At 67.9% G+C, this 21,791-nt stretch carries 19 protein-coding genes; 11 read left to right on the top strand and 8 right to left on the bottom strand.

Annotated elements, in window-relative coordinates; genetic code table 11:
* Nucleotides 1-272 precede the first annotated feature (272 nt).
* The 4 genes from folB to AC6CHL_RS14560 all read left to right on the top strand — a co-directional run bounded on the left by folB (nt 273) and on the right by AC6CHL_RS14560 (nt 5,192).
* Nucleotides 273-626 (top strand): dihydroneopterin aldolase, encoded by a 354-nt coding sequence (gene folB / locus AC6CHL_RS14575; protein WP_038690891.1) that lies wholly within the window; start codon nt 273-275, stop codon nt 624-626.
* Nucleotides 627-727: 101 nt separating this feature from the next.
* Nucleotides 728-2,005 (top strand): mechanosensitive ion channel family protein, encoded by a 1,278-nt coding sequence (locus AC6CHL_RS14570; protein ID WP_498295015.1) that lies wholly within the window; start codon nt 728-730, stop codon nt 2,003-2,005.
* Between the two features lie 137 nt (nt 2,006-2,142).
* The gene (bglX, locus tag AC6CHL_RS14565; protein ID WP_498295013.1) at nt 2,143-4,317 is read left to right on the top strand and encodes a beta-glucosidase BglX; all 2,175 of its coding nucleotides are present in this window, start codon (nt 2,143-2,145) and stop codon (nt 4,315-4,317) included.
* A 266-nt stretch (nt 4,318-4,583) separates the two neighbouring features.
* Nucleotides 4,584-5,192, top strand: a complete 609-nt coding sequence (locus tag AC6CHL_RS14560; protein ID WP_498295011.1) for a hypothetical protein — start codon at nt 4,584-4,586, stop codon at nt 5,190-5,192.
* A 161-nt stretch (nt 5,193-5,353) separates the two neighbouring features.
* Here the strand turns inward: AC6CHL_RS14560 and AC6CHL_RS14555 are convergent, their stop codons facing one another.
* Nucleotides 5,354-6,502 carry a PQQ-dependent sugar dehydrogenase gene (locus tag AC6CHL_RS14555; RefSeq protein WP_498295009.1) on the bottom strand — a complete coding sequence of 383 codons (1,149 nt, stop codon included), beginning with the start codon at nt 6,500-6,502 and terminating at the stop codon, nt 5,354-5,356.
* 177 nt (nt 6,503-6,679) lie between these two features.
* On the opposite strand from AC6CHL_RS14555, the gene yiaA reads away from it, so the two are divergent.
* Complete coding sequence (yiaA, locus tag AC6CHL_RS14550) at nt 6,680-7,117, top strand: inner membrane protein YiaA (protein WP_038690881.1); 438 nt, start codon at nt 6,680-6,682, stop codon at nt 7,115-7,117.
* Nucleotides 7,118-7,142: 25 nt separating this feature from the next.
* On the opposite strand, the gene AC6CHL_RS14545 is transcribed toward yiaA, so the two are convergent.
* The 7 genes from AC6CHL_RS14545 to AC6CHL_RS14515 form a co-directional block, all read right to left on the bottom strand.
* Nucleotides 7,143-7,490 carry a hypothetical protein gene (locus AC6CHL_RS14545; RefSeq protein WP_038690880.1) on the bottom strand — a complete coding sequence of 116 codons (348 nt, stop codon included), beginning with the start codon at nt 7,488-7,490 and terminating at the stop codon, nt 7,143-7,145.
* A gap of 107 nt (nt 7,491-7,597) precedes the next feature.
* A complete protein-coding gene (locus AC6CHL_RS14540) occupies nt 7,598-8,896 on the bottom strand; it encodes an APC family permease (protein WP_038690877.1) in 1,299 nt (432 codons plus the stop codon).
* Nucleotides 8,893-9,702: a L,D-transpeptidase family protein gene (locus AC6CHL_RS14535; protein ID WP_498295007.1), complete on the bottom strand. Its 810-nt coding sequence runs from the start codon at nt 9,700-9,702 to the stop codon at nt 8,893-8,895. Before AC6CHL_RS14535 ends, AC6CHL_RS14540 begins: the two co-directional genes overlap by 4 nt.
* Nucleotides 9,703-9,721: 19 nt before the next feature.
* The gene (locus AC6CHL_RS14530; RefSeq protein ID WP_038690872.1) at nt 9,722-10,570 is read right to left on the bottom strand and encodes a MurR/RpiR family transcriptional regulator; all 849 of its coding nucleotides are present in this window, start codon (nt 10,568-10,570) and stop codon (nt 9,722-9,724) included.
* A gap of 139 nt (nt 10,571-10,709) precedes the next feature.
* Nucleotides 10,710-11,816, bottom strand: coding sequence for a dipeptide epimerase (locus AC6CHL_RS14525; protein ID WP_463600243.1), 1,107 nt, complete (start codon nt 11,814-11,816; stop codon nt 10,710-10,712).
* Nucleotides 11,813-13,261 (bottom strand): C40 family peptidase, encoded by a 1,449-nt coding sequence (locus AC6CHL_RS14520; RefSeq protein ID WP_498295048.1) that lies wholly within the window; start codon nt 13,259-13,261, stop codon nt 11,813-11,815. Before AC6CHL_RS14520 ends, AC6CHL_RS14525 begins: the two co-directional genes overlap by 4 nt.
* A gap of 44 nt (nt 13,262-13,305) precedes the next feature.
* Nucleotides 13,306-13,752 carry a hypothetical protein gene (locus tag AC6CHL_RS14515; RefSeq protein ID WP_498295005.1) on the bottom strand — a complete coding sequence of 149 codons (447 nt, stop codon included), beginning with the start codon at nt 13,750-13,752 and terminating at the stop codon, nt 13,306-13,308.
* Nucleotides 13,753-13,887: 135 nt separating this feature from the next.
* Here AC6CHL_RS14515 and AC6CHL_RS14510 point away from each other — a divergent pair, with 135 nt between their 5' ends.
* The 6 genes from AC6CHL_RS14510 (at nt 13,888) to AC6CHL_RS14485 (ending at nt 21,753) form a co-directional block, all read left to right on the top strand.
* A complete protein-coding gene (locus AC6CHL_RS14510) occupies nt 13,888-15,390 on the top strand; it encodes a transglutaminase-like domain-containing protein (protein ID WP_448132882.1) in 1,503 nt (500 codons plus the stop codon).
* Between the two features lie 43 nt (nt 15,391-15,433).
* Entirely contained in the window at nt 15,434-18,433 is a 3,000-nt protein-coding gene (locus AC6CHL_RS14505) for a TonB-dependent receptor (protein ID WP_498295003.1), read from the top strand.
* 13 nt (nt 18,434-18,446) lie between these two features.
* Nucleotides 18,447-19,994, top strand: coding sequence for a serine hydrolase (locus AC6CHL_RS14500; RefSeq protein ID WP_498295001.1), 1,548 nt, complete (start codon nt 18,447-18,449; stop codon nt 19,992-19,994).
* Between the two features lie 10 nt (nt 19,995-20,004).
* On the top strand, nt 20,005-20,679 hold the full coding sequence (locus tag AC6CHL_RS14495) for a M15 family metallopeptidase (RefSeq protein ID WP_498295000.1): 675 nt from the start codon (nt 20,005-20,007) through the stop codon (nt 20,677-20,679).
* Between the two features lie 58 nt (nt 20,680-20,737).
* Complete coding sequence (locus AC6CHL_RS14490; protein ID WP_038690862.1) at nt 20,738-21,115, top strand: hypothetical protein; 378 nt, start codon at nt 20,738-20,740, stop codon at nt 21,113-21,115.
* 221 nt (nt 21,116-21,336) lie between these two features.
* Complete coding sequence (locus AC6CHL_RS14485) at nt 21,337-21,753, top strand: EF-hand domain-containing protein (RefSeq protein WP_038690861.1); 417 nt, start codon at nt 21,337-21,339, stop codon at nt 21,751-21,753.
* Nucleotides 21,754-21,791: the final 38 nt, after the last annotated feature.

Genomic DNA, 21,791 nt, shown 5'->3' with positions numbered 1-21,791 from the left:
GCATCAGCTTTATCACCCCAATCTATTAGGGGTTAAGCCCTGAGCGGTCGGTCCCAGAATCGCACCTCCCACGTTGACCCGGGGAAGTGGTGACGCTACGGTACAGGCGTGTGCCACCGGGACCAGCTTTTGGAGAAATCCAATTCCCCCGGGGACAGTGGCGGTAAGCAAAGGGTCCCGAAAGGGGCCTTTTGTCTTTCTCCCGCACCCGGTTCCCGGCACGTTCCGGCCCGCGCCGTTACCATGTTCGGCATCTTCCACGTGGCATGGCTATGGACAAGGTATTCATCGAAGGGCTCGAGATCGATGCCCTGATCGGCATCTACGACTGGGAACGGCGGATCCGCCAGACCCTGCGGTTCGACCTGGAAATGGGCTTCGACAATCGTCGCCCGGCGGCCAGCGACGACATCGCCGATACCCTCAACTACAAGGCCGTGAGCAAGCGCATCGAGCAGTTCGTGCGCGAGTCCGATTTCGGCCTGGTCGAAACCCTGGCTGAGCGCATCGCCGAGATCGTGCTGCGTGAATTCAAGGTGGAATGGCTGCGCCTCAAGCTGAGCAAGCCCGGCGCCGTGCGCGGCGCACGCGCGGTGGGCGTGATCATCGAACGCAGCGCGTCCTGACCGGGCGCTGCCCACCGTAGTGCCGGGCTCTGCCCGGCAACCCGAACCACCGTAGTGCCGGGCGCTGCCCGGCAACCCCCAAATCTGGAGACTTCAACAAGATGCTGGATGCGGTAGTAGCAACCCGTTGGCTGGACGACCTGCAGCGAACCCTCGAACCCTGGCCGTGGGCCTACACCGCCTCGGTGCTGTGCCTGCTGGCGCTGGCCGCGTGGCTGGCCAATTTCGTCACCAAGAAGATCCTGCTGCGCGGCCTGCGCGGGTTGATCAACCGGCTTCCCGGCGGGACCGCCCATGGCGGGCGCGGCAGCAACGTGATGCGGGTGGTGTCGCGGTTGTCCAATGTGGTGCCCAGCCAGGTCATCGCCGCCGGCATCACCGTGGTGCCCGACCTGCCTGCGCCGCTGGTGGCCTTCGTCATCGGCGCCTGCCAGGCCTGGGCGATCCTGACCGTGGCGCTGGCGATCTCGCACGCGCTGGACGCGGCCAACGACATCTACGAGCGCCGCCCCGACGCGCGCAACAAGCCGATCAAGGGCTACCTCCAGGTTGGCAAGATCGTCATCTTCGTCATCGCCGGGCTGTCGATCGTGGCCACCCTGGCCGGGGTGGACCTGCGCTACCTGGTCACCGGGCTGGGCGCGGCCACCGCCGTGCTGATGCTGATCTTCCAGGACACCATCCTGTCGCTGGTGGCCAGCGTGCAGATCAGCGGCGACGGCCGGGTGCGGCTGGGCGACTGGATCGAGATGCCCAGCCAGAATGCCGACGGCGACGTCATCGACATCGCCCTGCACACCATCACCGTGCAGAACTTCGACAAGACCATCACCACCATCCCGACCAAGAAGCTGGTCACCGAGTCGTTCAAGAACTGGCGCGGCATGCAGGAGGCCGGCGGACGCCGGATCAAGCGCGCGCTGTACCTGGACCAGCACAGCGTGGGCTTCGTCGATGCGCCGATGCTGGCCGAACTGGAACAGTTCGCGGTGCTGGGCGAATACCTGCGCGAGAAGCAGAGCGAACTGCAGCAGTGGAACGCGCAGCTGCAGGCCAAGGGCGTGGCGGCGGTGAATGCGCGGCGGGTGACCAACCTGGGCACGTTCCGCGCGTATGTGGAGCGCTACCTGCGCCAGCATCCGGGTATCCATACGGACATGACGCTGCTGGTACGGCAGCTGCAGCCGACCACCGAAGGCCTGCCGCTGGAGATCTACTGCTTCACCCGCACCACCGCGTGGGGCGAGTACGAGGGCATCCAGTCGGACGTGTTCGACCACCTGCTGGCCACGCTGCCGGCCTTCGGGCTGCGCGTGTTCCAGGCCTCCAGTGATGCGATGTTGATGGCCGGCCAGCAGCGCCTGGCCGCCGCGGAGTAAGCTCCTGTGCCCCCGCCACCGCGCTCACGGTGGCGGGGTTCTTCCCCCGGGGAAGAAAAATGAACGTCAAAATCATTCACAACGGGCCCGGGAACGCTAGAATCCTGGCCTTGTAAACGTTTTCATAAGGACAGCCGGTGGCCGCCGATCGTATCGAAACCCTCATTGCCAAGATGACCGTCGAAGAAAAAGTCGGCCAGCTCGGTGTGTTCGCCGACATGGTTCGGCCGTTCGCCCCGGACGTGAACCCGGAAGCCAACGTGCTCAACGCCGACCAGGTGCTGCAGCAGGTGCGCGAGGGCAAGGTGGGGTCGCTGTTCAATGGCGTGGGCGTGGAAGCCGGCCGCCGCATCCAGCAGGTGGCGCTGGAAGAAAGCCGCCTGGGCATCCCGGTGATCCTGGCCGCCGATGTCATCCACGGCATGCGCACCGTGTTCCCGATCCCGCTGGGCGAAGCCGCCAGCTTCGAGCCGGACCTGGCCGAGCGCACCGCGCGCGCCACTGCGGTGGAAGCCACGGCGGCCGGCCTGCACTGGACCTACGCACCGGCGGTGGACATCGCCCGCGACCAGCGCTGGGGCCGCGGTGCCGAAGGTGCCGGTGAAGACGTGGTGCTGGGCTGTGCCTTCGCCGCCGCCCGCGTGCGCGGCTTCCAGGGCCCGGACCTGCGCGCCGCCGATGCGCTGCTGGCCACGCCGAAGCATTTCGCCGCCTACGGCGCGGTGATGGCCGGCATGGAATACAACATGGTCGACATCTCGCCGCAGACCCTGCGCGACGTGCACCTGCCGCCGTTCCAGGCCGCCTTCGAGGCCGGCGCGCTCACCGTGATGTCCTCCTTCAACGACATCAACGGCGTGCCGGCCAGCGCCAACGCCGAACTGCTCACCGACATCCTGCGCGGCGAATGGAAGTTCCCGGGCGTGGTGATCTCCGATTACACCGCCGACATGGAGCTGGTGGCGCACGGCTATGCCGCCGATGACCGCGACGCCACCGCCAAGGCCTTCACCGCCGGCCTGGACCTGAGCATGCAGAGCGGCTTCTATGCCGAACACCTGCCGGGCCTGATCGAGAGTGGCGAGGTGCCGATGGCCACGCTGGACGAGTCGGTGCGCCGCATTCTGCGCCTGAAGGATGCGATCGGCCTGTTCGACGATCCCTACCGTTCGCTGGATCTGGACCGCGAAGCCTCCACCGCGCATATCGCCGAGCACGATGAACTGTCGCGCGACGCCGCGCGCCGTTCGATCGTACTGCTCAAGAACACCGACGCGGTGCTGCCGCTGAAGAAGACCGGGCAGAAGATCGCGCTGATCGGCCCGTTCGTGCAGGACCGCGAGAACATTGAAGGGTGCTGGACCCTGTTCGGCGACAAGACCCGCTATGTGAGCCTGGAAACCGGCGTGCGCGCGGCGATCAGCGATGAAGCCCTGCTTGAAATCGTGCCGGGTTGCGACCTGGAAGCGGCCGTGCAGGACGGCATCGAGCAGGCCGTGGCCGCTGCACTGCGCGCCGACGTGGTGGTGCTGGCGCTGGGCGAACCGCAGCGTTACAGCGGTGAAGCGCAGTCGCGCGTGGAAATCACGCTGCCGCCGGCGCAGCAGGCGCTGGCCGAAGCGGTGGCCATGACCGGCAAGCCGCTGGTGGTGCTGCTGCGCAATGGTCGCGCGCTGGCGCTGCAGGGCGCGGTGCGCAATGCGCAGGCCGTGGCGATTACCTGGTACCTGGGCACCCAGACCGGTCATGCCGTGGCCGATGTGCTGTTCGGCGACTACAACCCGTCCGGCCGCCTGCCGGTAAGCTTCCCGCAGGTGTCGGGCCAGCAGCCGTTCTTCTACAACCACCCGCGCACCGGTCGCCCGGAACTGCCGACCATGTCCGAGTTCAAGGCGCGCTGGCGCGAGATCCCGAACGAGGCGCTGTATCCGTTCGGGCATGGCGTGGGCTACACGACCTTCGGTTATGGCGTGCCGCAGCTGAGCGCGGAGACGCTGGGCTGGGACGACACCCTGACCATCACCACCACGCTCACCAACACCGGTGCGATGGCGGGCGAGGAAGTGGTGCAGCTGTATATCCACGACCGCGTGGCCAGCCGCGTGCGGCCAGTGCGTGAGTTGAAGGCGTTCCGCAAGGTGGCGCTGCAGCCGGGTCAGAGCACCGAGGTGCAGTTCACCCTGGACCGCCACGCGCTGGGCTTCACGGGTCGCGATGGTGTATTCCGCGCCGAGCCGGGTCAGTTTGAGCTGTGGGTGTGTGCGTCTTCGGCGAGTGGTGAGCCGGTGATCTTCGAGTTGCTGGCGGGTTGACCCTGTTGGGGCATCGCCGCCGCCCCGGCGGTAGAGCCGACCGTTGGTCGGCTGCCCCCAACGCATCGGTCTCCGCTTGACGGCAGCCGACCAACGGTCGGCTCTACGGTGTGGGTCGATCGCCTGTGGCGGTAGCCGACCAACAGTCGGCTCCACCCCGGTTGTTTTGGGTGTGGCCGTCATCCCCTGTGGTGCGGCTGTGGCCGTCATCGGCGGCTGACGTTTGGGCGGTTAGGCTGGCTGCCTTGCACATCGATGGAGCCAGCATGCGCGCGATCCGAATCCTGCTTCCCACCCTGTTGCTGGCGGCATGCTCGCAGCCGGCACCGCCGGCGGCCGATGCGGCCGCCGCTGCACCCACCTCGCCGCCCACCACGACCACCACGCCCAGCGAGGACGCGCCGACGGCCGGCATGTCGCCGGATGCGGTGGCAACACCGGCCGAGGCGGCCGCGCAGACCACGCCTGCCACCGACGCACCGGATGCCACCGCCGACAGCAGCGACGGCGACGTCCGCCAGCGCATCGAACGCCTGCTCGGCGATGCACCCCGTTATGAGGCCGTCTTCACTGCACTGCAGAAGGGCGTGGCCGCGCACGATGCCAAGGCCGTGGCCGCCCTGCCGCTGTACCCGGTGAACGTCAACGTGGGCGGCAAGAAGCGCAAAGTCGCCGATGCCGCGACATTCGAGCGCGAGTACGACCGCATCATCACCGCCGACATCGCCAGGACCATCACCGAACAGAAATTCGACGACGTGTTCGTCAACTGGCAGGGCGTGATGCTGGGCAACGGCCAGATCTGGATCAACGGCATCTGCCCGGCGAACGACTGCACCAAGGCCAGGGTCGGCATCGTCACCGTGCAGGATTGACCGGTGCGTACCGACCGTTGGTCGGCACGCCATGACGGGGCATTGCCCGGAACCGGTGGGTACCGACACGTTGCTCGGCACCCCGTGATGGGGCATTGCCCCCACCCGGTAGGTACCGACCGTTGGTCGGTACGCGTCGATCGCGCCGGTACGCCCTCAGCTCACCCCTTCGGGGTGAGCTTCAACAGCCGCCCGTTCTTCCCGTCTTCCAGCAGCCAGATCGCCCCATCCGGGCCCTGTTCCACTTCGCGGATGCGCTCGCCCATGTCGAAACGCTCGGCTTCGCGCGCGTTGTCGCCATCGAAGGCCACCCGCACCAGTGACTTGGACGACAGCCCGCCGATGAAGCCGCTGCCCTTCCACTGCGGGAACTGCGTGCCGTTGTAGATGATGAAACCGGCCGGCGAAATCACCGGCGTCCAGGTCACCTTGGGCGCGGCGAATTCCGGGCGCGTGCTGTGGTCGGGAATGTCGCGGCCGTCGTAATGGTTGCCGTTGGACACGATCGGGTAGCCGTAGTTGGCGCCTCGCGCGATCAGGTTGAGCTCGTCGCCACCGGCCGGGCCCATTTCGTGCACCCACAGCTTGCCGCGCGCATCGAAGGCGATGCCCAGCGCATTGCGGTGGCCCAGCGACCAGACCTGCGCGGCCACGCCGCCCTGGGAGGCGAACGGGTTGTCGGCCGGCACGCTGCCGTCGTCGTTCAGGCGCACGATCTTGCCGAGGTTGCCGCCCATGTCCTGGGCCGGATCGAACTTCTGGCGTTCGCTGGAGGTGATCCACAACTTGCCGTCCGGGCCGAACGCCAGCCGGTGGCCGTAATGGCCGCCGCCTTCCACCTTGGGGGTCTGGCGCCAGATCACCTTGAAGTCCTGCAGCGCGCCGCTGCCATCGGCGGCCAGCACCAGGCGTGCCCGGCCCACGGCGGCGCCGCGGGTGTCGCCTTCGCCGGCCTCGGCATAGCTCACATACACCAGCTGGTTCTTGGCGAAGCCCGGGTGCGGCAGCACGTCGCCGAAGCCGCCCTGGCCGGCATAGGCCACCTTGGGCACGCCGCTGATGGCGGCGCGTTTGCCGGTTTTCAGGTCCACATGCTGCAGGGTGCCGGCCTTTTCACTGACCAGCAGGCTGCCATCGGGCAGGAAGCTCATCGCCCACGGTTCGTTGAAGGTGCCGGCGTCGGTGGCGGCGAAGGGCCACTCGGCCTTCTTCAGGACCGGGGCGGCCGCCTTGTCAGCCGCCACGCAGGCGGTGGCGAACAGGGGCAGGGTAAGAGTGACGGCGAGCGAGAGCAGCAGCTTGCGGGTCATGGGGTATCTCCGGGTGGGGATGCGATGGCCAGCCATGGTTGTACAGCATGCCCATCAACGCGGCGTGCACCATACGTCATACCCCGTAGGCGCGCGGGCCGTGATCGGCTACCGTTGGCGCGGGCTGCCCGTGGGGCGGCACGTGCGGCTTGCCGCCATCAAATGGAGTTGGATCACATGAAACAACAGGTGCACAAGCCGTCCCCGGCCTTCATTGCCGCCTCGTGGGCAGCGCTGCTGCTGGGCGCGGCGGCCTATCTGGTTGGTCTGTTCAACGCCGAGATGGCGCTCAACGAGAAGGGCTATTACCTCACCCTGCTGTTGTTCGGCCTGTTTGCGGCGGTGTCGCTGCAAAAGAGCGTGCGCGACCGCGTGGAGGACATTCCGGTCAGCGGCCTGTATTACGCGCTGTGCTGGTTCGCCCTGCTGGCCTCGCTGCTGTTGCTGCTGGTGGGCCTGTGGAACGCCACGCTGCTGCTCAGCGAGAAGGGCTTCTACGGCATGGCCTTCGCCCTGAGCCTGTTCGGCGCGGTGGCGGTGCAGAAGAACACCCGCGACCTGATGGCCGCGGGTGGCAATGTGCGCGAGATCCCACCGCTGCCCAGCGGCGACTAAGCGCTGGCGGGTGCCGCGCGCTGCCTCAGGTGCCGCGCGGCACGCCCTTGTCCAGGTGCGACTGGTGCAGGGCGGTGGATTCATCCCAGCCACGGCGCACGGCATTGCGCGCCTGTTCCCACGTCAGCTTGCTCTTGCCGCGCTCCTGCGCCCAGCGCGTTTCCAGTTCGGCTTCCACCTGCTCGTAGGCGCGGATCATCTCGTCGGCGCGCGAGTAGTGCCCCAGCTGGTACGCCGGCTCGTAATCGTCGTAGAACTGGCTGTTGTCGTAGTACGGCTCGCTCGGGAAGCGTTCGCGCCAATAGTCCGATACCGCCTGGCGCGGCACGCCGTCTTCCGGCACCCGGCCGGGAATCTGGTAGTCAGTAGGCATGTGGTGGCTCCGGTTGGGTGAGGGTCCAACTTACCCAGATGCCGGTTAACGCCGTGGGCCGACGAGGTGAATGACACATCAAGCGTCATCCACCGCGTGGCTGCGGTTCAGGCCGGTCGATCCTTGCGCGGCAGTTGGTAGATCACCGCGCCCACCACGAACGCGATGCCGGCTGCCGCGATGTTCTGCCAGCTGGCACTCACGAACAGCGCCACGCACAGCACCAGTGCCAGCACCGGAATCACCGGGCCGCCGGGCAACTTCAACGCACCGGGGCGGTCGCGGAAACGACGCGCCAGCACCAGCACCGCCGCGGCCGTGCCGATATAGGCGAACAGGCGCGTGGTCATCGACAGCAGCGCCAACTGCACGAACGAACCGGAGAGCGCCAGCGCCAGCGCGATCACGCCCTGGGTCACGATGGCCGCCGCCGGCGTGCGGAAGCGCGGGTGCACGTTGGCCAGCACCTTCGGCCCGTAGCCATCGCGGGCCAGGGCGAACAGGAAGCGCGGGCCCATCATCATGGTGTTGCTGTTGGTGCCCAAGATGGAAATGGTGGCGCCCACGGTGAGGATCAGCGCCAGCGCCTCGCCACCGAAGCGGGAGGCCGCGTCGGCTAGCGGCGTGGGCGACGCGGCCAGGTTGGCCAGCGTGCCCTGCGCCACCAGCTGCACCGCGCCGTAGATGACGGTGACGCTGACGATCATGGTGATCAGTGCGAACGGAATATCGCGGCGTGGGTTCTTGTACTCGCCCGCGGCAGCCGGAATGTTCTCGAAGCCGGCATAGGCGTACAGCAGCAGCAACGCGGCCTCGCCCATGCGCTGCAGGTCGTGCGGGTCCGGGCGGACCCCGGAGAAGGCCAGATCCATGTCGACGTAGAACGCGCCGATCGCCACGAACAGCAGCAGCGGCAGCAGCTTGCCGATCACCAGGATCACCCCGGTGCGCGCAGCCGAACGCACCCCGGCCACGTTGACCGCGGTAAGGAAGCCCAGCGACACCACGATGATCAGCACGCGGCCGAGATCATGCCCGGCCCATGGCCAGAACCGCGCCACCGCGTCGGCCAGCGCGTTGCTGAGCGCGGCGGCCGAGCTGATCCGGGTGAGCCAGATCATCCAGCCGATCTCGAACCCGGCAAACCGGCCGAACGCCTCGCGGGCATACAGGTAGCTGCCACCGGGCTCGTCGAAGTAGCTGGCGGCCTGCGCGTAACACAGCACCAGCAGCGCCACCACGATGCCGGCGGCGACCACGCCCCACAGGCTGAAGGGACCGAGCAGGGCGACGGTGGCGGCGGGCAGCAGGTAGATGCCGCTGCCGATCACATCGTTGATCGACAGCCCGACGATCTGCCAGCGGCTGACCGCGCGTTCCAGTTGGGGATCGGCCGGGGCGCTCATGGCGTGTTTTCCAGTGCCGCCGGCAGGTTCCAGTCGTGCTGCATCTGCTGGTACTGCGCGCGCGGCAGCAGCACGAACAGCGGCCGCTTGGCCGGATCCAGCCAGGCCAGCAGGCGCTGCATGTGTTCGGGCTGCATGGCGGTGCAGCCTGCGGTGGCCTCACCGGGGGTGCGCCACAGGTGGGCGAAGATGCAGCTGCCGCGGCGGGCTTCGCCCTTCGGGTTGTGCTCGATCACAAAGCCCTCGCGATAGCGCACATCCCCCTTGTTGTGCAGGTCCAGGCGCATCGGCTCGGTGGAGCCTTCCACCGCATCGCTACCCACCACCTCGGCATCCACGATGCGGTTGTAGTACGGCGAGTCGGGCACGTCCATGCAGTAACTGCTGGCCAGCATCGGCTGGTACGGCAGGGCGGTGGTGATCGTCGGGGCGTAGCCGAAGGCCGGGCCGATGTTGAAGAAGCCGGCCGGGCTGCGGCCATCGCCTTCCTTCTTTACCGGATCGCCGGGCTTCACCGGGTCACCGGGCTGGTGCGGGGCCACGCCTTGCGTCGGCACCACGCCCACGCCCCAGGCGCTGCCGTTGCGGCCCACGGCCACCTCGAATGCGCCGCCCTGTGGCGCCCATCCCTGCGGGGTGCGCGTATAGGCCTGCAGCCGGCCATGGGTGGCATCCCAGCCGTCGGTGACGACCACGATCATCTGGTGGTGGTCCTGCAAGGGTCCCACCGCCGGGGTGAGCGCGGCGGCGGGCAGGGCGCTGGCGACCAGCACGACGGCGAAGACGGATCGGAACAACGGCAGCATCGTGGCGGACTCCAGAAGATCAGGTGTCGATCAGGTGTTCGATCCGTTCCAGGTTCACCCCGAGCTGGCGGTGGCGGTCCGGGTTGGCATGGCACAGCAGCACGAAGACAAAATCCAGCAGGGACTGCAATGAGGCACGGTACAGCAGCTGGGCCAGGTGCGGCGCCGGGTCGTGCGCGCACAGCACCAGGGACGCATCGGCGTGCGCGCGCAGCGGGTTGGCGCTGTGCCGGGTGATCGACACCACCTTGCCGCCCACGTCCTGGAACTGGCGCGACAGCTGGAACAGCTGCGGCAGCTTGCCGAACTCGGAAAACACCAGCATCACGTCGTTGGCGCGCGCCGCCGACAGGTTGGCCATCATCAGGATCGGGTCGGCGTGGTGCACGGTGAGCATGCCCAGCAGCGACAGCCGCATGGCGAACTCGCGCGCATACAGGCCATCGTCGCCCAGACCGTAGACGAACACCTTGGGCGCGGCGTCGATCAGCTGCACGATGGCCTCGACGTCGGCCTGCGGGTTGGCCACCCGGGTCTCTTCCTCGGCGGCGGCCTTGCTCAGGCGCAGGCGCTCGGCGAGGCTGGTGTAGGCGTTGCTGTCTGCCGCGGCAGGCGCCTGGGCCTGGGTGCCGTTGCCGGCGCGGGCCACCGCTTCGCCGATGGAGTACTTCAGGTCCGGGTAGCCCTTGAAGCCCAGCTTCTGGCTGAACTTGACCACGCTGGACTGGCTGATCCCCAGCGCGCTGGCCAGCTGCTGGGACGAGTAGTCGCGCAGCAGGTGGGCATTGTCGAGGATGAAGTCGGCGATGCGGCGTTCGATCGCCGACATGTGGTCACGCTCGGAGCGGATTTTCACCAGAGGGGGCATGGGTGGGGCATCAGGTCCGGAAAGGAGAGAATACGCAAAGCACCGGGTAGAGCCGACCGTTGGTCGGCTACGCACACCGGAATCGCGCGAACAGCAGCCACCCATGGGGTGGCTCTACCCGCAGGTGGTGCAGGCAGCGTCACCACCGCGGCGGCGTGATCATCTCCAACCCCCGCACCTCGGTGATGCCCAGCCCGGGCGCGTCGCTGATGGTGATCTCCGATTCGTTGAAATTCACCCCGCCGCTGACCGGGTTGAACTGCCCCAGCGACGGTCCGTCCAGGTCCACCTTGGTGATCACATCGCTCTTGGCCACCGCCAGGTGCACGGCCGCCGCCACGCTGATGCTCGACTCGATCATGCAGCCGATCATGCACGGTACCCCGTAGATGGCGGCGATGTCGGCGATGCGGATCGCGTTGGACAGCCCGCCGGTCTTCATCAGCTTGATATTGATGATGTCCGCGGCGCGCTGCTGGATCAGGTCGACCACCTGGCCGGGGTTGAACACGCTCTCATCGGCCATCACCGGCGTGTTGACCCGGTCGGTGACGTACTTCATCCCGCTGATGTCGGCGGCCTTCACCGGTTGTTCCAGCAGCTCCAGCACGACCCCGGCTTCTTCCAGCGTGCGCATCGCGTGCACCGCCTGCTTGGCGGTCCAGCCCTGGTTGGCGTCCAGGCGCAGCAGCGCACGCCCCTGCACGGCGGCGTGGATCGCCTTGACCCGTTCGATGTCCAGGCCGATGTCCTTGCCCACCTTGATCTTCAGCGACTCGAAGCCGCGTTCGATCGCCGACAGCGAATCGGCCACCATCTTGTCGATGTAGTCCACGCTGATGGTGATGTCGGTGGTGATCACCGGGTCGCCACCGCCCAGCATCTGGTACAGCGGCGCCTTGTGCAGCTGCGCCCACAGGTCGTACACCGCGATCTCCACCGCCGCCTTGGCGCTGGTATTGCGCTCCATCGCGCCCTGGATCAGCGCGCACACATGGTTGAGGTTGGCCACGTCCTGGCCGATCAGGCGCGGCTTGATGAAGCTGTTGATGGCCTCGACGATCGAGCCGTGGGTATCACCGGTGATGACCGCGGTGGCCGGCGCTTCACCGTAGCCGGTATGGCCGGTGTCGGTGCGCACCAGCACCACCACGTCTTCCACCGTATCCACGGTGCGCAGCGCGGTCTTGAACGGGGTCTTCAGCGGCACGCGCAGCATGCCAAGTTCGATATCGGTGATCTTCATTCAGGAGTCTGGGCTCGAAGGCGCTGGATGTTGGTGATGCGGTCGATGTAGCGCACGGTGTCGCTGGCCATCATCGGCTCCAGCGGGGTCACCGACACACCGTTGAGGTGCGCCTGCACGCGGGTGCCGTCGGCGCCGAACCAGCTGCCGCCGGCGGTGTCGTGGATCACCCAGGTGCGGCCGTCCACATGGCCGATGGCGACCATGACGTGGCCGGGGATGTAGACCAGGTCGCCCACCTGCAGCTGGTTCACCGCCGCGGTGCGCCGGGCGTTGCCGTCCTTGCCGGTGAAGGCGATGCGGTCCAGCGCCGGGCTCACCGCCTGCGCGCTGGTGTTGCGCGGCATCAGCACGCCCACGCTGCGGTAGATTTCCGACACGAAGCCGCTGCAGTCGCGGGTGTCGTAGTCGTGGCCCCAGCCGTAGCGCTCGCCGAGGAACTTGAAGGCCTGGGTGAGCAGGGTGCGCGGGGTCAGCGGCAGGTAGTCGGCCGCACTGTCCTGCGAGCGCGGCAGCAGCGCCGGTACCAGCGCCAGGCGACCATCGTCATTGCGCACCGGCAGCTGCAGCACGTAACCAGCATGCGCCTGCTGGCCGTTCACCGGCGTGCCCGGCGGCCAGTCGGCCAGCACCGGCAGGCGCACGCCCATGTCCAGCTGCAGGCGCGACACGCGCGGTTCTTCCGGCGTGTAGGCGGTGAAGGCGGTCGCGCCGGTGATCACCCGGTACGGCCCGCGCTGGCCGTAGCCGAGTACCGTGGCCGCATCGCCGATGCCGACGAAGCGTTTCTCGATCCACGCCGCATAGCGCTCGCTGGTGACGAACAGCCATTGGCCATCGGCGCTTTCATGCATCACCGCTACCGCGTCGCCGGGGAACAGCGCCGATTCCTGGAAGCGGTCGATATCGGTGTCGCCCTGGGTGGTGAACACCCGCAGCGCGGTGGGGAAGGCGCGCAGTGCGGCGCGATGGGTGACCAGGCCGTACTGCAGCGCGCGTTGTGCGGGAATGGCCGACAGCGCCAGGTTGTCCAGGCTGGCGCTGCGCTGCGCAGCACCGAGCGGCTTGCCATCCACACCGTACAGGGTTTTCTCCGGCCACTTCGACAGTGCCTGCACCGCGGCCAGTACCTGTGCACGCGGCAGCTGTGCGGGCAGTGCGCGCAGGTCGTGGATGGAGGCATCTTCGGCGCGCATGCGCGCGTTCTGCGCGTCGATCTGGGCGCGGTCCAGGATCACCGCATCGGCAGTGGGCAGGCGTGCGGCCCAGTACTGCGGGGTGAGGTAGGCCTCATGCAGGTCCACCACATACGGCAGCGGCGCGCCCGGGTCGGGGGTGCCGGGCGCGCTGCCGTCGGCAGCCCACGCCGGCGCGCCGGCCACCGCCAGCAACAGTGCCAGCACGCGTTTGGCGGCGGGCCAGGGGGCAGGGCGGAAACGGGTCATGGCGGCACTGTCCTCGGTGGGCGCGCAGGTGGCGGCGGCGCGGGTCATGCCGCCCACTCCGTGGCCACATCGGCCGCATAGCGCGCCGGTAGCGAAGGCGCCGCGCGGTAGTGGGTGCCCATGCGAACGTAGGCGTGCGCGCGCCAGGGGAACTGCGCGATGGCGGTCGCAATGCTGGCTTCCAGCGCCGCCAGCTCGGCCCAGGTGGTGCCGCAGCTGCCGCAGCCCCATACCGGCGGGTGCAGCGTATCGACCCAGCAGGCATCGCCGGTGCAGGCGCGTTCCGGGCAGGGCAGGGAGGGCGTGGGGTCGGCCGGGCGCGCGGCGCCGGGCTGGGTAGGGTCCACGGCGGTGCCGTGATAGCAGTGCGGGCAGTCCAGCATCACCAGGCGCATGCCCTTGGCGCGGGAGGTATCGAACAGCACGGCCTGCGCCCCGGTCGGCACGAAACCGGCCTGGCAATGGTCGCAGCGCAGCTCTGGATGATTCATGGGGCACGTCCTCCAGCGGCGGCGGGTGTCATGGAATACTTATTCCTTTCGCTGTGGAATGCAAGAATAAATTATTGACCGGCGTCACGGCCCGTGTTACACAGCCCTTACCACCCGCGCTGGGGAAGTGTCGCTGTGGATCGTGCCGTTCGCAAACCGCTTGTGCCTGTTGCCGCCAGCCTGCTGGTGGCGGCGCTGCTGTCGGTGCCGTCGGCCCAGGCGGGGCGCGCCGACACCGGCACGGCAGACGACGCGGCAGAGCGCGCGCGTGTCGCCGATCTCATCGATGCCGGGTACTTCGCCCGCGCCGAGCAGCGCATCGCCGCGCACGGCAGCACGCCGCCAGCGGCGTACGACGAACACACGCTCGCCTTCCAGCGCGAGCGCATGCGGCGGATCCGGCTGGATTTCAGCCTGGACACCGCCGCGGCCAAAGACGCCGTGCGGCGTTCGATTCCGGACCTGCGCGACGACGAGTTCGAGCGCTGGGATCGGCAGGGGCTGCTGGAGCATCTGGACATCGACGGCACCCGCTTCTACTTCAAGCGCGCGCCGTCCAATCTGTTCCGACTGAGCGATGAAGCACGTGCGCGCCGCCGTGCCGACGCGCCACTGCCCAGCGACGGTCCGTTCGAACACCTCACCCCGTACCACGCCAACGTGGTGGAGGCGGCCACGGCATCGGGGAAATCGTCGGTGCTGCCGCAGCGGGTGGAGGTGACCCAGTCGCTGACGGTGAAGGCCGATGCGGTGCCCGCCGGCACCACGCTGCGCGCGTGGATTCCGTATCCGCGGGCCATCGTCGGCCAGCAGGAACAGATCCAGTGGCGCGGCAGCACGCCCGGCCAGGCGCGCATTGCCCCGGCCAGCGCGCTGCAACGCACCGCCTACCTGGAAGGCACCGCCGTGGCCGGGCAGCCCACCCGTTTCGAAATCCGCTACGCGCTCACCGTGCAGGCCCGGCACACCCGCATCGACCCGGCCGTGGTGCGGGCCACGCCCACCGACCCGGCGCTGGCCCCGTACCTGGCCGAACAGCCGCCGCACGTGCGCTTCACCCCGGCCCTGCGGTTGTTCTCCGACCAGGTGCTGCAGGGCGAAACCCGCCCCTACGAGGTGGCCCGCCGGCTGTTCGATGCGGTCGACCGCATTCCGTGGGCCGGCGCGCGCGAGTATTCCACCCTGACCAACATCAGCGACTACGCGCTGCACGCCGGCCACGCCGACTGCGGCCAGCAAACCCTGCTGCTGATCACCCTGCTGCGCATGAACGGCATTCCCGCGCGCTGGCAGTCGGGCATGGTCTACGCCGACGACGCGGTGGGCTACACCAACCTGCACGACTGGGGCGCGCTGTACCTGGCCCCGTATGGGTGGGTGCCGATGGATGTCACCACCGGCCGCCTGGACAGCCCGCAGCCGGCGCTGCGCGACTTCTACTTCGGCGGGCTTGATGCCTACCGCATCGCCTTCAACGACGCCGTCAGCCAGCCGCTGGTCCCGGCCAAGCGCTTCCCGCGCTCGGACACCGTGGATTCGCAGCGCGGCGAGGTCGAGTGGGACGGCGGCAACCTGTACTTCGATCAATGGAACTACGACTTCCAGTCGCACATCGTGCCACTGGCGGTGAAGCGGTAAACGGCACCATCCACGATTCCATATCTGCAGGAGAGAGCAGGGAATGAACACGAACAGGTTGAAGCGGGCGGCGCTGTGCGTCGCGTTGGGGGCGTGCCTGGGCACGTTGGCGCCGGTGGCGATGGCGCAGGACGGCGCGGTGGTGGGCAAGCTGCTCACCGACCCGGGCCAACGCCTGGACAACGCTACGGTGACGGTGCGCAACCCGTCCACCGGCTTTGTGCGCTCGGTACGCGCCGAGGCCAATGGCAGCTACCGCATTCCGCTGCTGCCGGTGGGCACGTACGAGCTGGAGGTAGCCGTTGCCGGTGGCGCGCCCACCCGCGTGGGCCAGATCAACGTGGGCCTGGGCAGCGCCACCACGGTCAACGTGCCGGTGAGCGGTGTGAGCACGCTGGGGGCGGTGGAAGTGCGCGCGCCGCAGGTGGTGTCGATGGTGGATGTGAAGTCCACCGAGTCGGCCACCAACATCACCCGCGAAGAACTGTCGCGGCTGCCGGTGGACCGTGATATCACCGCCGTCGCGCTGCTTGCGCCCGGCGCGGTCAAGGGCAAGGGTTCGCTGGGCGGGCAGGGCATTTCCTTCGGCGGCTCGTCGGTCGCCGAGAACACCGTCTACATCAACGGCCTGAACGTCACCGACTTCTACAACCGGGTGGGCTTCTCCTCGGTGCCGTTCGGCTTCTACCAGGAATTCCAGGTCAAGACCGGCGGCTACTCGGTGGAGTTCGGGCGCAGCACCGGTGGTGTGATCAACGCGGTGACCCGTTCGGGCAGCAACGACTTCCAGGCCGGCGCGCAGCTGGTGTTCGAACCGCGCGCCTGGCAGTCGCAGGCACGCGACCGCTACACCGCCGATGGCAGCCGCTATATCACCGCCAGCCGCGACGACTACAGCCGCAGCGCACTCAACGTGTTCGCTTCCGGCGCGCTGGTGCAGGACAAGCTGTTCTTCTTCGGCATGTACGAAGCGCGCGACTACACGCCCCATTCCACCAACGACGCCGGCACCGTGTTCAACGCCGGCAAGGCCGACGACCCCTTCTGGGGCGGCAAGCTGGACTGGCAGATCACCGACAACCAGATGCTGTCGCTGTTCGGCTTCTCCGACAAGAGCGACACCATCACCGACGTGTACCGCTACGACTACGCCAGTGGTCGTGCGGTGGGTGACAGCACCAACCAGATCTACAACACCGTGGGTGGCAAGAACTGGTCGGGCACCTACAGCTGGCAGGTCAACAACGACCTGACCATGAAGCTGATGTACGGCGAGAACAAGCGCAACCGCTCGCAAAGCAGCCTCATGGACCAGAACTGCAACCGCGTGTTCGACAACCGCACCGCCAGCCAGGGTGTACCCACCGCGCTGCAGGGCGACCGCAGCTGCACCAGCAGCTCGCAGCTGGAATCGGCGCTGGATACCCGCAAGGCCGCGCGTGCGGATTTTGAATGGTCCATCGGCGACCACCTGCTGCGCTTCGGCCTGGACCGCGAAGAGAACACCTCCGACTACGAACGCGCCTACCCCGGTCCGGGTGGGCTGCGCTACGACGTGTACTACCGCACCCCGGGCAGCTCGCTCAACGGCGGCATCGTGCCGGCCAGCGGGCTCGTGGCGCGCACCCGCCGCTATGAAGTGGCCGGTTCGTTCGAGACCATCAACTCGGCCTACTACCTGGAAGACAACTGGCAGGTCACCCCGAACTTCCTGCTGAACATCGGCGCGCGCGTGGAAGGCTTCGACAACAAGGGCGGCGACGGCAACAGCTACATCAAGATCGACAACATGATCGCCCCGCGCCTGGGCTTCTCCTGGGACATGCGCGGCGACGGCACCACCAAGCTGTTCGGCAACCTGGGGCGCTACTTCCTGCCCGTGGCCAACGTGATCAACATCAAGCAGGCCGGCGGCTTCCTGGACGAGCGCACCTGGTATGAATTCCTGGGCTACTCCGGCGCGGCCAACAACGTGCCCGGGCTTGGCGGACAGATCGGTCCGGTGGACAACTCGCAGGGCGACGGCAGCGTGCCGGACCTGCGCGCCGAGGTGAACCGCGAGATGGACCCGGTGTACCAGGATGAAGCGATCCTGGGCTTCCAGCACATGCTGAGCGAATCGTGGTCGCTGGCCGCCAGCGTCACCTACCGCCGCCTGCACAACGCCATCGACGACATGAACATCACCGCCACCGGCCAGTGCGGTGCCATTGACGGTGTGTGGATCATGGGCAACCCCGGCCGCACCAACACCGTGTGGGGCGACAGCAACTGCGACGGCAGCAATGATGCCTGGATCGATATCGACACCTCGCGCGAAGGCTGGGCGCTGTACGACGATGACGGCAACTACGTGGGCCAGCGCGGCTGGGTCAAGCCCAAGCGCGACTACAAGGCGCTGGAACTGCAGGTGGACCGCGCCTGGGACGGCACCTGGGGCTTCAATGCGTCCTATACGCTGGCTTATGGGCGCGGCAACGCCGAAGGCCCGGTCAACTCCGACACCGACTTCGCTGATTCCGGGCGTACCGAAAACTTCGACAACCCGTGGGTGAACTACCGCGGCTACGGCTACCTGGCCAACGACCGCCGCCACCAGTTCAAGTTCCGCGGCAGCTACGCGCTGACCGAGAACCTCACCGTGGCCGCCACCCTGGGCATCCAGTCGGGCAGCCCGATCACCCGCTTCGGCGCCGGCAACCCGTTCGACGACACCGACTTCCACAGCTATTACGTGTGCGTGTCCAACTGCCAGGCCACCGTGCCGTCCGAACGGGTGTTCGTGCATTCCCCGCGCGGCGGCGATGGGCGCACGCCATGGACCTACGACCTGGACATGAGCATTGCCTACAAGGTGCCGGTGCCGCAGGACATCAACCTGAAGCTGGCCGTGTACAACGTGCTCAACCAGCAGCGCATCGTGTCGGTGGACCAGGACTACGAACCGCAGGACAGCATCGGTACGCTGAACCCGATGTACGGCTACGGCACCGGGTTCCAGTCGCCGCGCTATGCGCAGCTCACGGTGACCTGGAACTACTGATGGGATGACCGCGATGACGCTGCACCGGTGGCGTGCCCTGGTGGTGGCGCTGGCTGTTTCAGCCAGCGCCACTGCGGCGCCCGCACCGCCCTTCCAGCCGATGTTCGACCAGGCCCGGCAGCACTACGCGCTGCCGGGCCTGGCCATGGCCGTGGTGGAAGACGGGCAGGTGGTCTACCAGCACACCGCCGGCGAGCGCCGCATCGGCACGGGTGAGGCCATCGATGAGAACACGTTGTTCAAGATCGCCTCCAACAGCAAGGCGATGACCGCCGCGCTGCTGGCACGGCTGGTCGACCGCGGTGCGTTGCGCTGGGACGACCCGGTGATTCGATACCTGCCGCAGTTCCGCATGCACGACCCGTGGGTGACCGAGCACATGCAGGTCCGCGACCTGCTCATCCACAACAGCGGGCTGGGCCTGGGCGCCGGTGACCTGATGCTGTGGCCCGAACCCAATGCCTTCACCCGGCAGGACATCATCGCCGGGCTGGCGCATCTGAAACCGGTCACCAGCTTCCGCAGTGGCTACGCCTACGACAACCTGATGTACGTGGTGGCCGGGGAGGTTGCCGCGCGCGCGGGCGGCAAGCCGTACGACCAGTTGCTGCGCGAGGAAGTATTCGTGCCGTTGGGCATGCAGCGCTGCCAGGTGGGGGCGTGGTCGGTGGCGGCGGTGGGCAACGTGGCCCAGCCGCACGCACGCCGCGATGGCCGCAACGTGGTCACCCAGCCCGATGCCGACACCAGCCCGGACCTGGCGTCCATGGCCGCCGGCGGCATCCGCTGCAGCCTCAAGGACATGACCCGCTGGATGCAGGTGCTGCTGGACCCGGCGCAGGTGCCGGGCTGGCTCAGCGATGCCCAGCGCCGCGCGCTGTGGACGGCGCACATGCCGATGCCGATCGGTGCGCGCCAGCGCCAGTGGGACAACGCGCACTTCGCTGCGTATGGTTACGGCTGGCGCCTGTCGGACCTGGACGGCCAGTGGAGGGTGGCCCACACCGGCACGCTGTCGGGCATGTACTCCTCGCTGGCGTTGCTGCCGGACCGGCGCGTGGGCGTGGTGCTGTTGATCAACGGCGATGCCGAAGACGCCCGCACCGCCTTGATGCAGGCCGCGCTGCGGCACTACACCGCGCCCGATGACACCCGGGGCGTGCTGGACTACGCACGCCTGCTACGCGACGAACAGCAGCAACGCCGGAACAGCGGCCACGTGCGCCCGGACACGCGTGCGCGCGCACCGGCCAGTCTGCAGACCACGGCCGCCTGGCAGGGCCGCTACCGCGACCCGTGGCTGGGGCCGGCGCGTGTGTGCCCGCACAATGGCCGGCTGCGTTTCCAGGCGGAGAAGTCGCCGCAGCTGCAGGGCACGGTGATGCAGCTGGGTGCGCGCTGGCTGGTGCAGTGGGATACGCTCGGGGCCGATGCCGAGCCCTGGCTGCAACTGCAGCCGGGCACGCCGCCCACGCTTGCACTGCGCGCCATCGACCCGGATATCGACTTCAGCTATGACTACCAGGACCTGCAGTTCACCCGCATCGGCGATTGCCCGTAGCGCCTTGCTGATGCTGGCCGTCGTCGGCGGTGCGCAGGCGCAGCCGGTACAGGTATCCCCCGCGCGCACCGTCGAGCAGGCCGGGCTGGTCGACCTTGCCCGCCTGGTGCCCGGCATCGCACTGGACATCCGCTACGCCGGCAGCAACAACTTCACCGCCCGCCCCGTGCCCGGCTACGACGCGCCCAAGTGCCTGCTGCTGGCGCCGGCAGCCACCGCACTGGCTTCGGTGGAAGCGGACCTGCGGGCCGAAGGCTACCGGCTGCGCGTGTTCGACTGCTACCGGCCCGCGCAGTCGGTCACTGCATTCGTGGCCTGGGCCCACGACCCGGCCGAACAGTCGCGCAAGGCGCTGCAGTACCCCGACCTGGACAAGCCGGCGCTGCTGGGCGGCTACATCGCCGAGACCTCCGGCCACAGCCGCGCCGCCACCGTCGACCTGACCCTGCTCGATTGCCGCGCAGGCCCCTGCACCGCGCTGGACATGGGCACCGACTTCGACTTCTTCGGCCCGCGTGCGCATACCGATGCGGCGGACATCAGCGCCCTCCAGCGCGCCAACCGGCAGCGGCTGGTGCAGGCGATGGCCCGGCACGGCTTTGCCAACTATCCGTTGGAGTGGTGGCACTACACCCTCAGTCCCGAGCCGGACCCGCACACCGCCTACGACGTGCCGGTGCGCTGAACGCCGGGGGCGCGGGCCGCGCCGCTACACTGTGGCCTGACCTGCCGCCCGGACCACGATGAACCTGCCGCTGCACTTTGGATTGCTCGGAACCCTGGAAGCAGGGCTGATCGCGCTGCTGGTCGGCCTGCTGGTGTATGCGCTGTGGCACCGCCTGTGCCGCGCGCTGGGCTGGACCGCCGGACACGCCATCGGCTGGGCCTGCGTGATGGCGGTGGTGGTATCGGCCGGCATCGATGCGTGGAAGCTGTTCTACATGGGCATGATGCGGTTGGAGTCGCCGCTGTACGCGCGGTTGTTCCTGGCCGGCATCCACGATCCCAACGAACTGGGCTCACGGGTGGTACTGGAAGTGGCCGGCGCCCTCGGCGGCGTTGCACTGGGCTGGATGATATTCAGTTCGCGCTCAGGCGAAAAAAGCGCCAGCGAAGGCTGACATTCCGTTTGCATCCGGTTAAATCCGCGCCGGTTGAATGCTCTGCTTACTACCTGCTCACCTGCACATAACCTGTGCGGTAAACGACGCGCGTGGGCACGTGGTTAAGACCGCGTGCGCAGGCCGGTTGCGACGCAAAGTTGATTCACAAACGGGGTGGCAGTGTGGGGCCGTGCGGAAACAACGAACCGTGCAACACCCCAATAGCAGGAGACCACCCAATGACTATTCGCAACCGCAAGCCCCTGATCGCCCTGATCGTCGCCGCAGGCAGTGTGCTGGCCATTCCGGCGATGGCCCAGTCCGCGCAGCAGAGCGCCGCGCAGGCACAGAACCAGGCCGCGCAGGCCCAGCAGGCAGCGGCGCAGGCCGGCCAGGCGGCAGATTCGGCCGCCGGTGCCGCCGCGCAGGCGTCGCAGCAGGCCAGTGGTGGTGGCCAGACGTGGGCCAGTGTGGATACCGACGGCAACGGCACCATCAGCAAGACCGAAGCACAGGTCAATGCGGGTCTGGCCCAGGTGTTCGACCAGGCCGACAGCAGCAAGGACGGCGAGCTTTCGCCGGACGAGTACAAGGCGTACGTGGCGGCCCAGCAGGGCAAGGCCGCCAGTGGCAGCGGCGCACAGCCGGGCAACTGATCCACGTGCAGCATGCAGTGCACTGAGCGCAAGGGCTG

It is taken from the genome of Stenotrophomonas sp. GQ19 (assembly GCF_059758695.1).
The sequence above is the reverse complement of the archived record's forward strand: the minus strand, read 5'-3'. Positions and strand labels throughout refer to the sequence as shown.

Excerpts from the sequence above, each read along its gene's own strand:
- folB (WP_038690891.1), top strand. The coding sequence starts at position 273 with ATGGACAAGGTATTCATCGAAGGGCTCGAGATCGATGCCCTGATCGGC.
- AC6CHL_RS14570 (WP_498295015.1), top strand. The coding sequence starts at position 728 with ATGCTGGATGCGGTAGTAGCAACCCGTTGGCTGGACGACCTGCAGCGA.
- AC6CHL_RS14560 (WP_498295011.1), top strand. The coding sequence starts at position 4,584 with ATGCGCGCGATCCGAATCCTGCTTCCCACCCTGTTGCTGGCGGCATGC.
- AC6CHL_RS14555 (WP_498295009.1), bottom strand. The coding sequence starts at position 6,502 with ATGACCCGCAAGCTGCTGCTCTCGCTCGCCGTCACTCTTACCCTGCCC.
- yiaA (WP_038690881.1), top strand. The coding sequence starts at position 6,680 with ATGAAACAACAGGTGCACAAGCCGTCCCCGGCCTTCATTGCCGCCTCG.
- AC6CHL_RS14545 (WP_038690880.1), bottom strand. The coding sequence starts at position 7,490 with ATGCCTACTGACTACCAGATTCCCGGCCGGGTGCCGGAAGACGGCGTG.
- AC6CHL_RS14540 (WP_038690877.1), bottom strand. The coding sequence starts at position 8,896 with ATGAGCGCCCCGGCCGATCCCCAACTGGAACGCGCGGTCAGCCGCTGG.
- AC6CHL_RS14535 (WP_498295007.1), bottom strand. The coding sequence starts at position 9,702 with ATGCTGCCGTTGTTCCGATCCGTCTTCGCCGTCGTGCTGGTCGCCAGC.
- AC6CHL_RS14530 (WP_038690872.1), bottom strand. The coding sequence starts at position 10,570 with ATGCCCCCTCTGGTGAAAATCCGCTCCGAGCGTGACCACATGTCGGCG.
- AC6CHL_RS14525 (WP_463600243.1), bottom strand. The coding sequence starts at position 11,816 with ATGAAGATCACCGATATCGAACTTGGCATGCTGCGCGTGCCGCTGAAG.
- AC6CHL_RS14520 (WP_498295048.1), bottom strand. The coding sequence starts at position 13,261 with ATGACCCGTTTCCGCCCTGCCCCCTGGCCCGCCGCCAAACGCGTGCTG.
- AC6CHL_RS14515 (WP_498295005.1), bottom strand. The coding sequence starts at position 13,752 with ATGAATCATCCAGAGCTGCGCTGCGACCATTGCCAGGCCGGTTTCGTG.
- AC6CHL_RS14505 (WP_498295003.1), top strand. The coding sequence starts at position 15,434 with ATGAACACGAACAGGTTGAAGCGGGCGGCGCTGTGCGTCGCGTTGGGG.
- AC6CHL_RS14500 (WP_498295001.1), top strand. The coding sequence starts at position 18,447 with ATGACGCTGCACCGGTGGCGTGCCCTGGTGGTGGCGCTGGCTGTTTCA.
- AC6CHL_RS14495 (WP_498295000.1), top strand. The coding sequence starts at position 20,005 with ATGCTGGCCGTCGTCGGCGGTGCGCAGGCGCAGCCGGTACAGGTATCC.
- AC6CHL_RS14490 (WP_038690862.1), top strand. The coding sequence starts at position 20,738 with ATGAACCTGCCGCTGCACTTTGGATTGCTCGGAACCCTGGAAGCAGGG.
- AC6CHL_RS14485 (WP_038690861.1), top strand. The coding sequence starts at position 21,337 with ATGACTATTCGCAACCGCAAGCCCCTGATCGCCCTGATCGTCGCCGCA.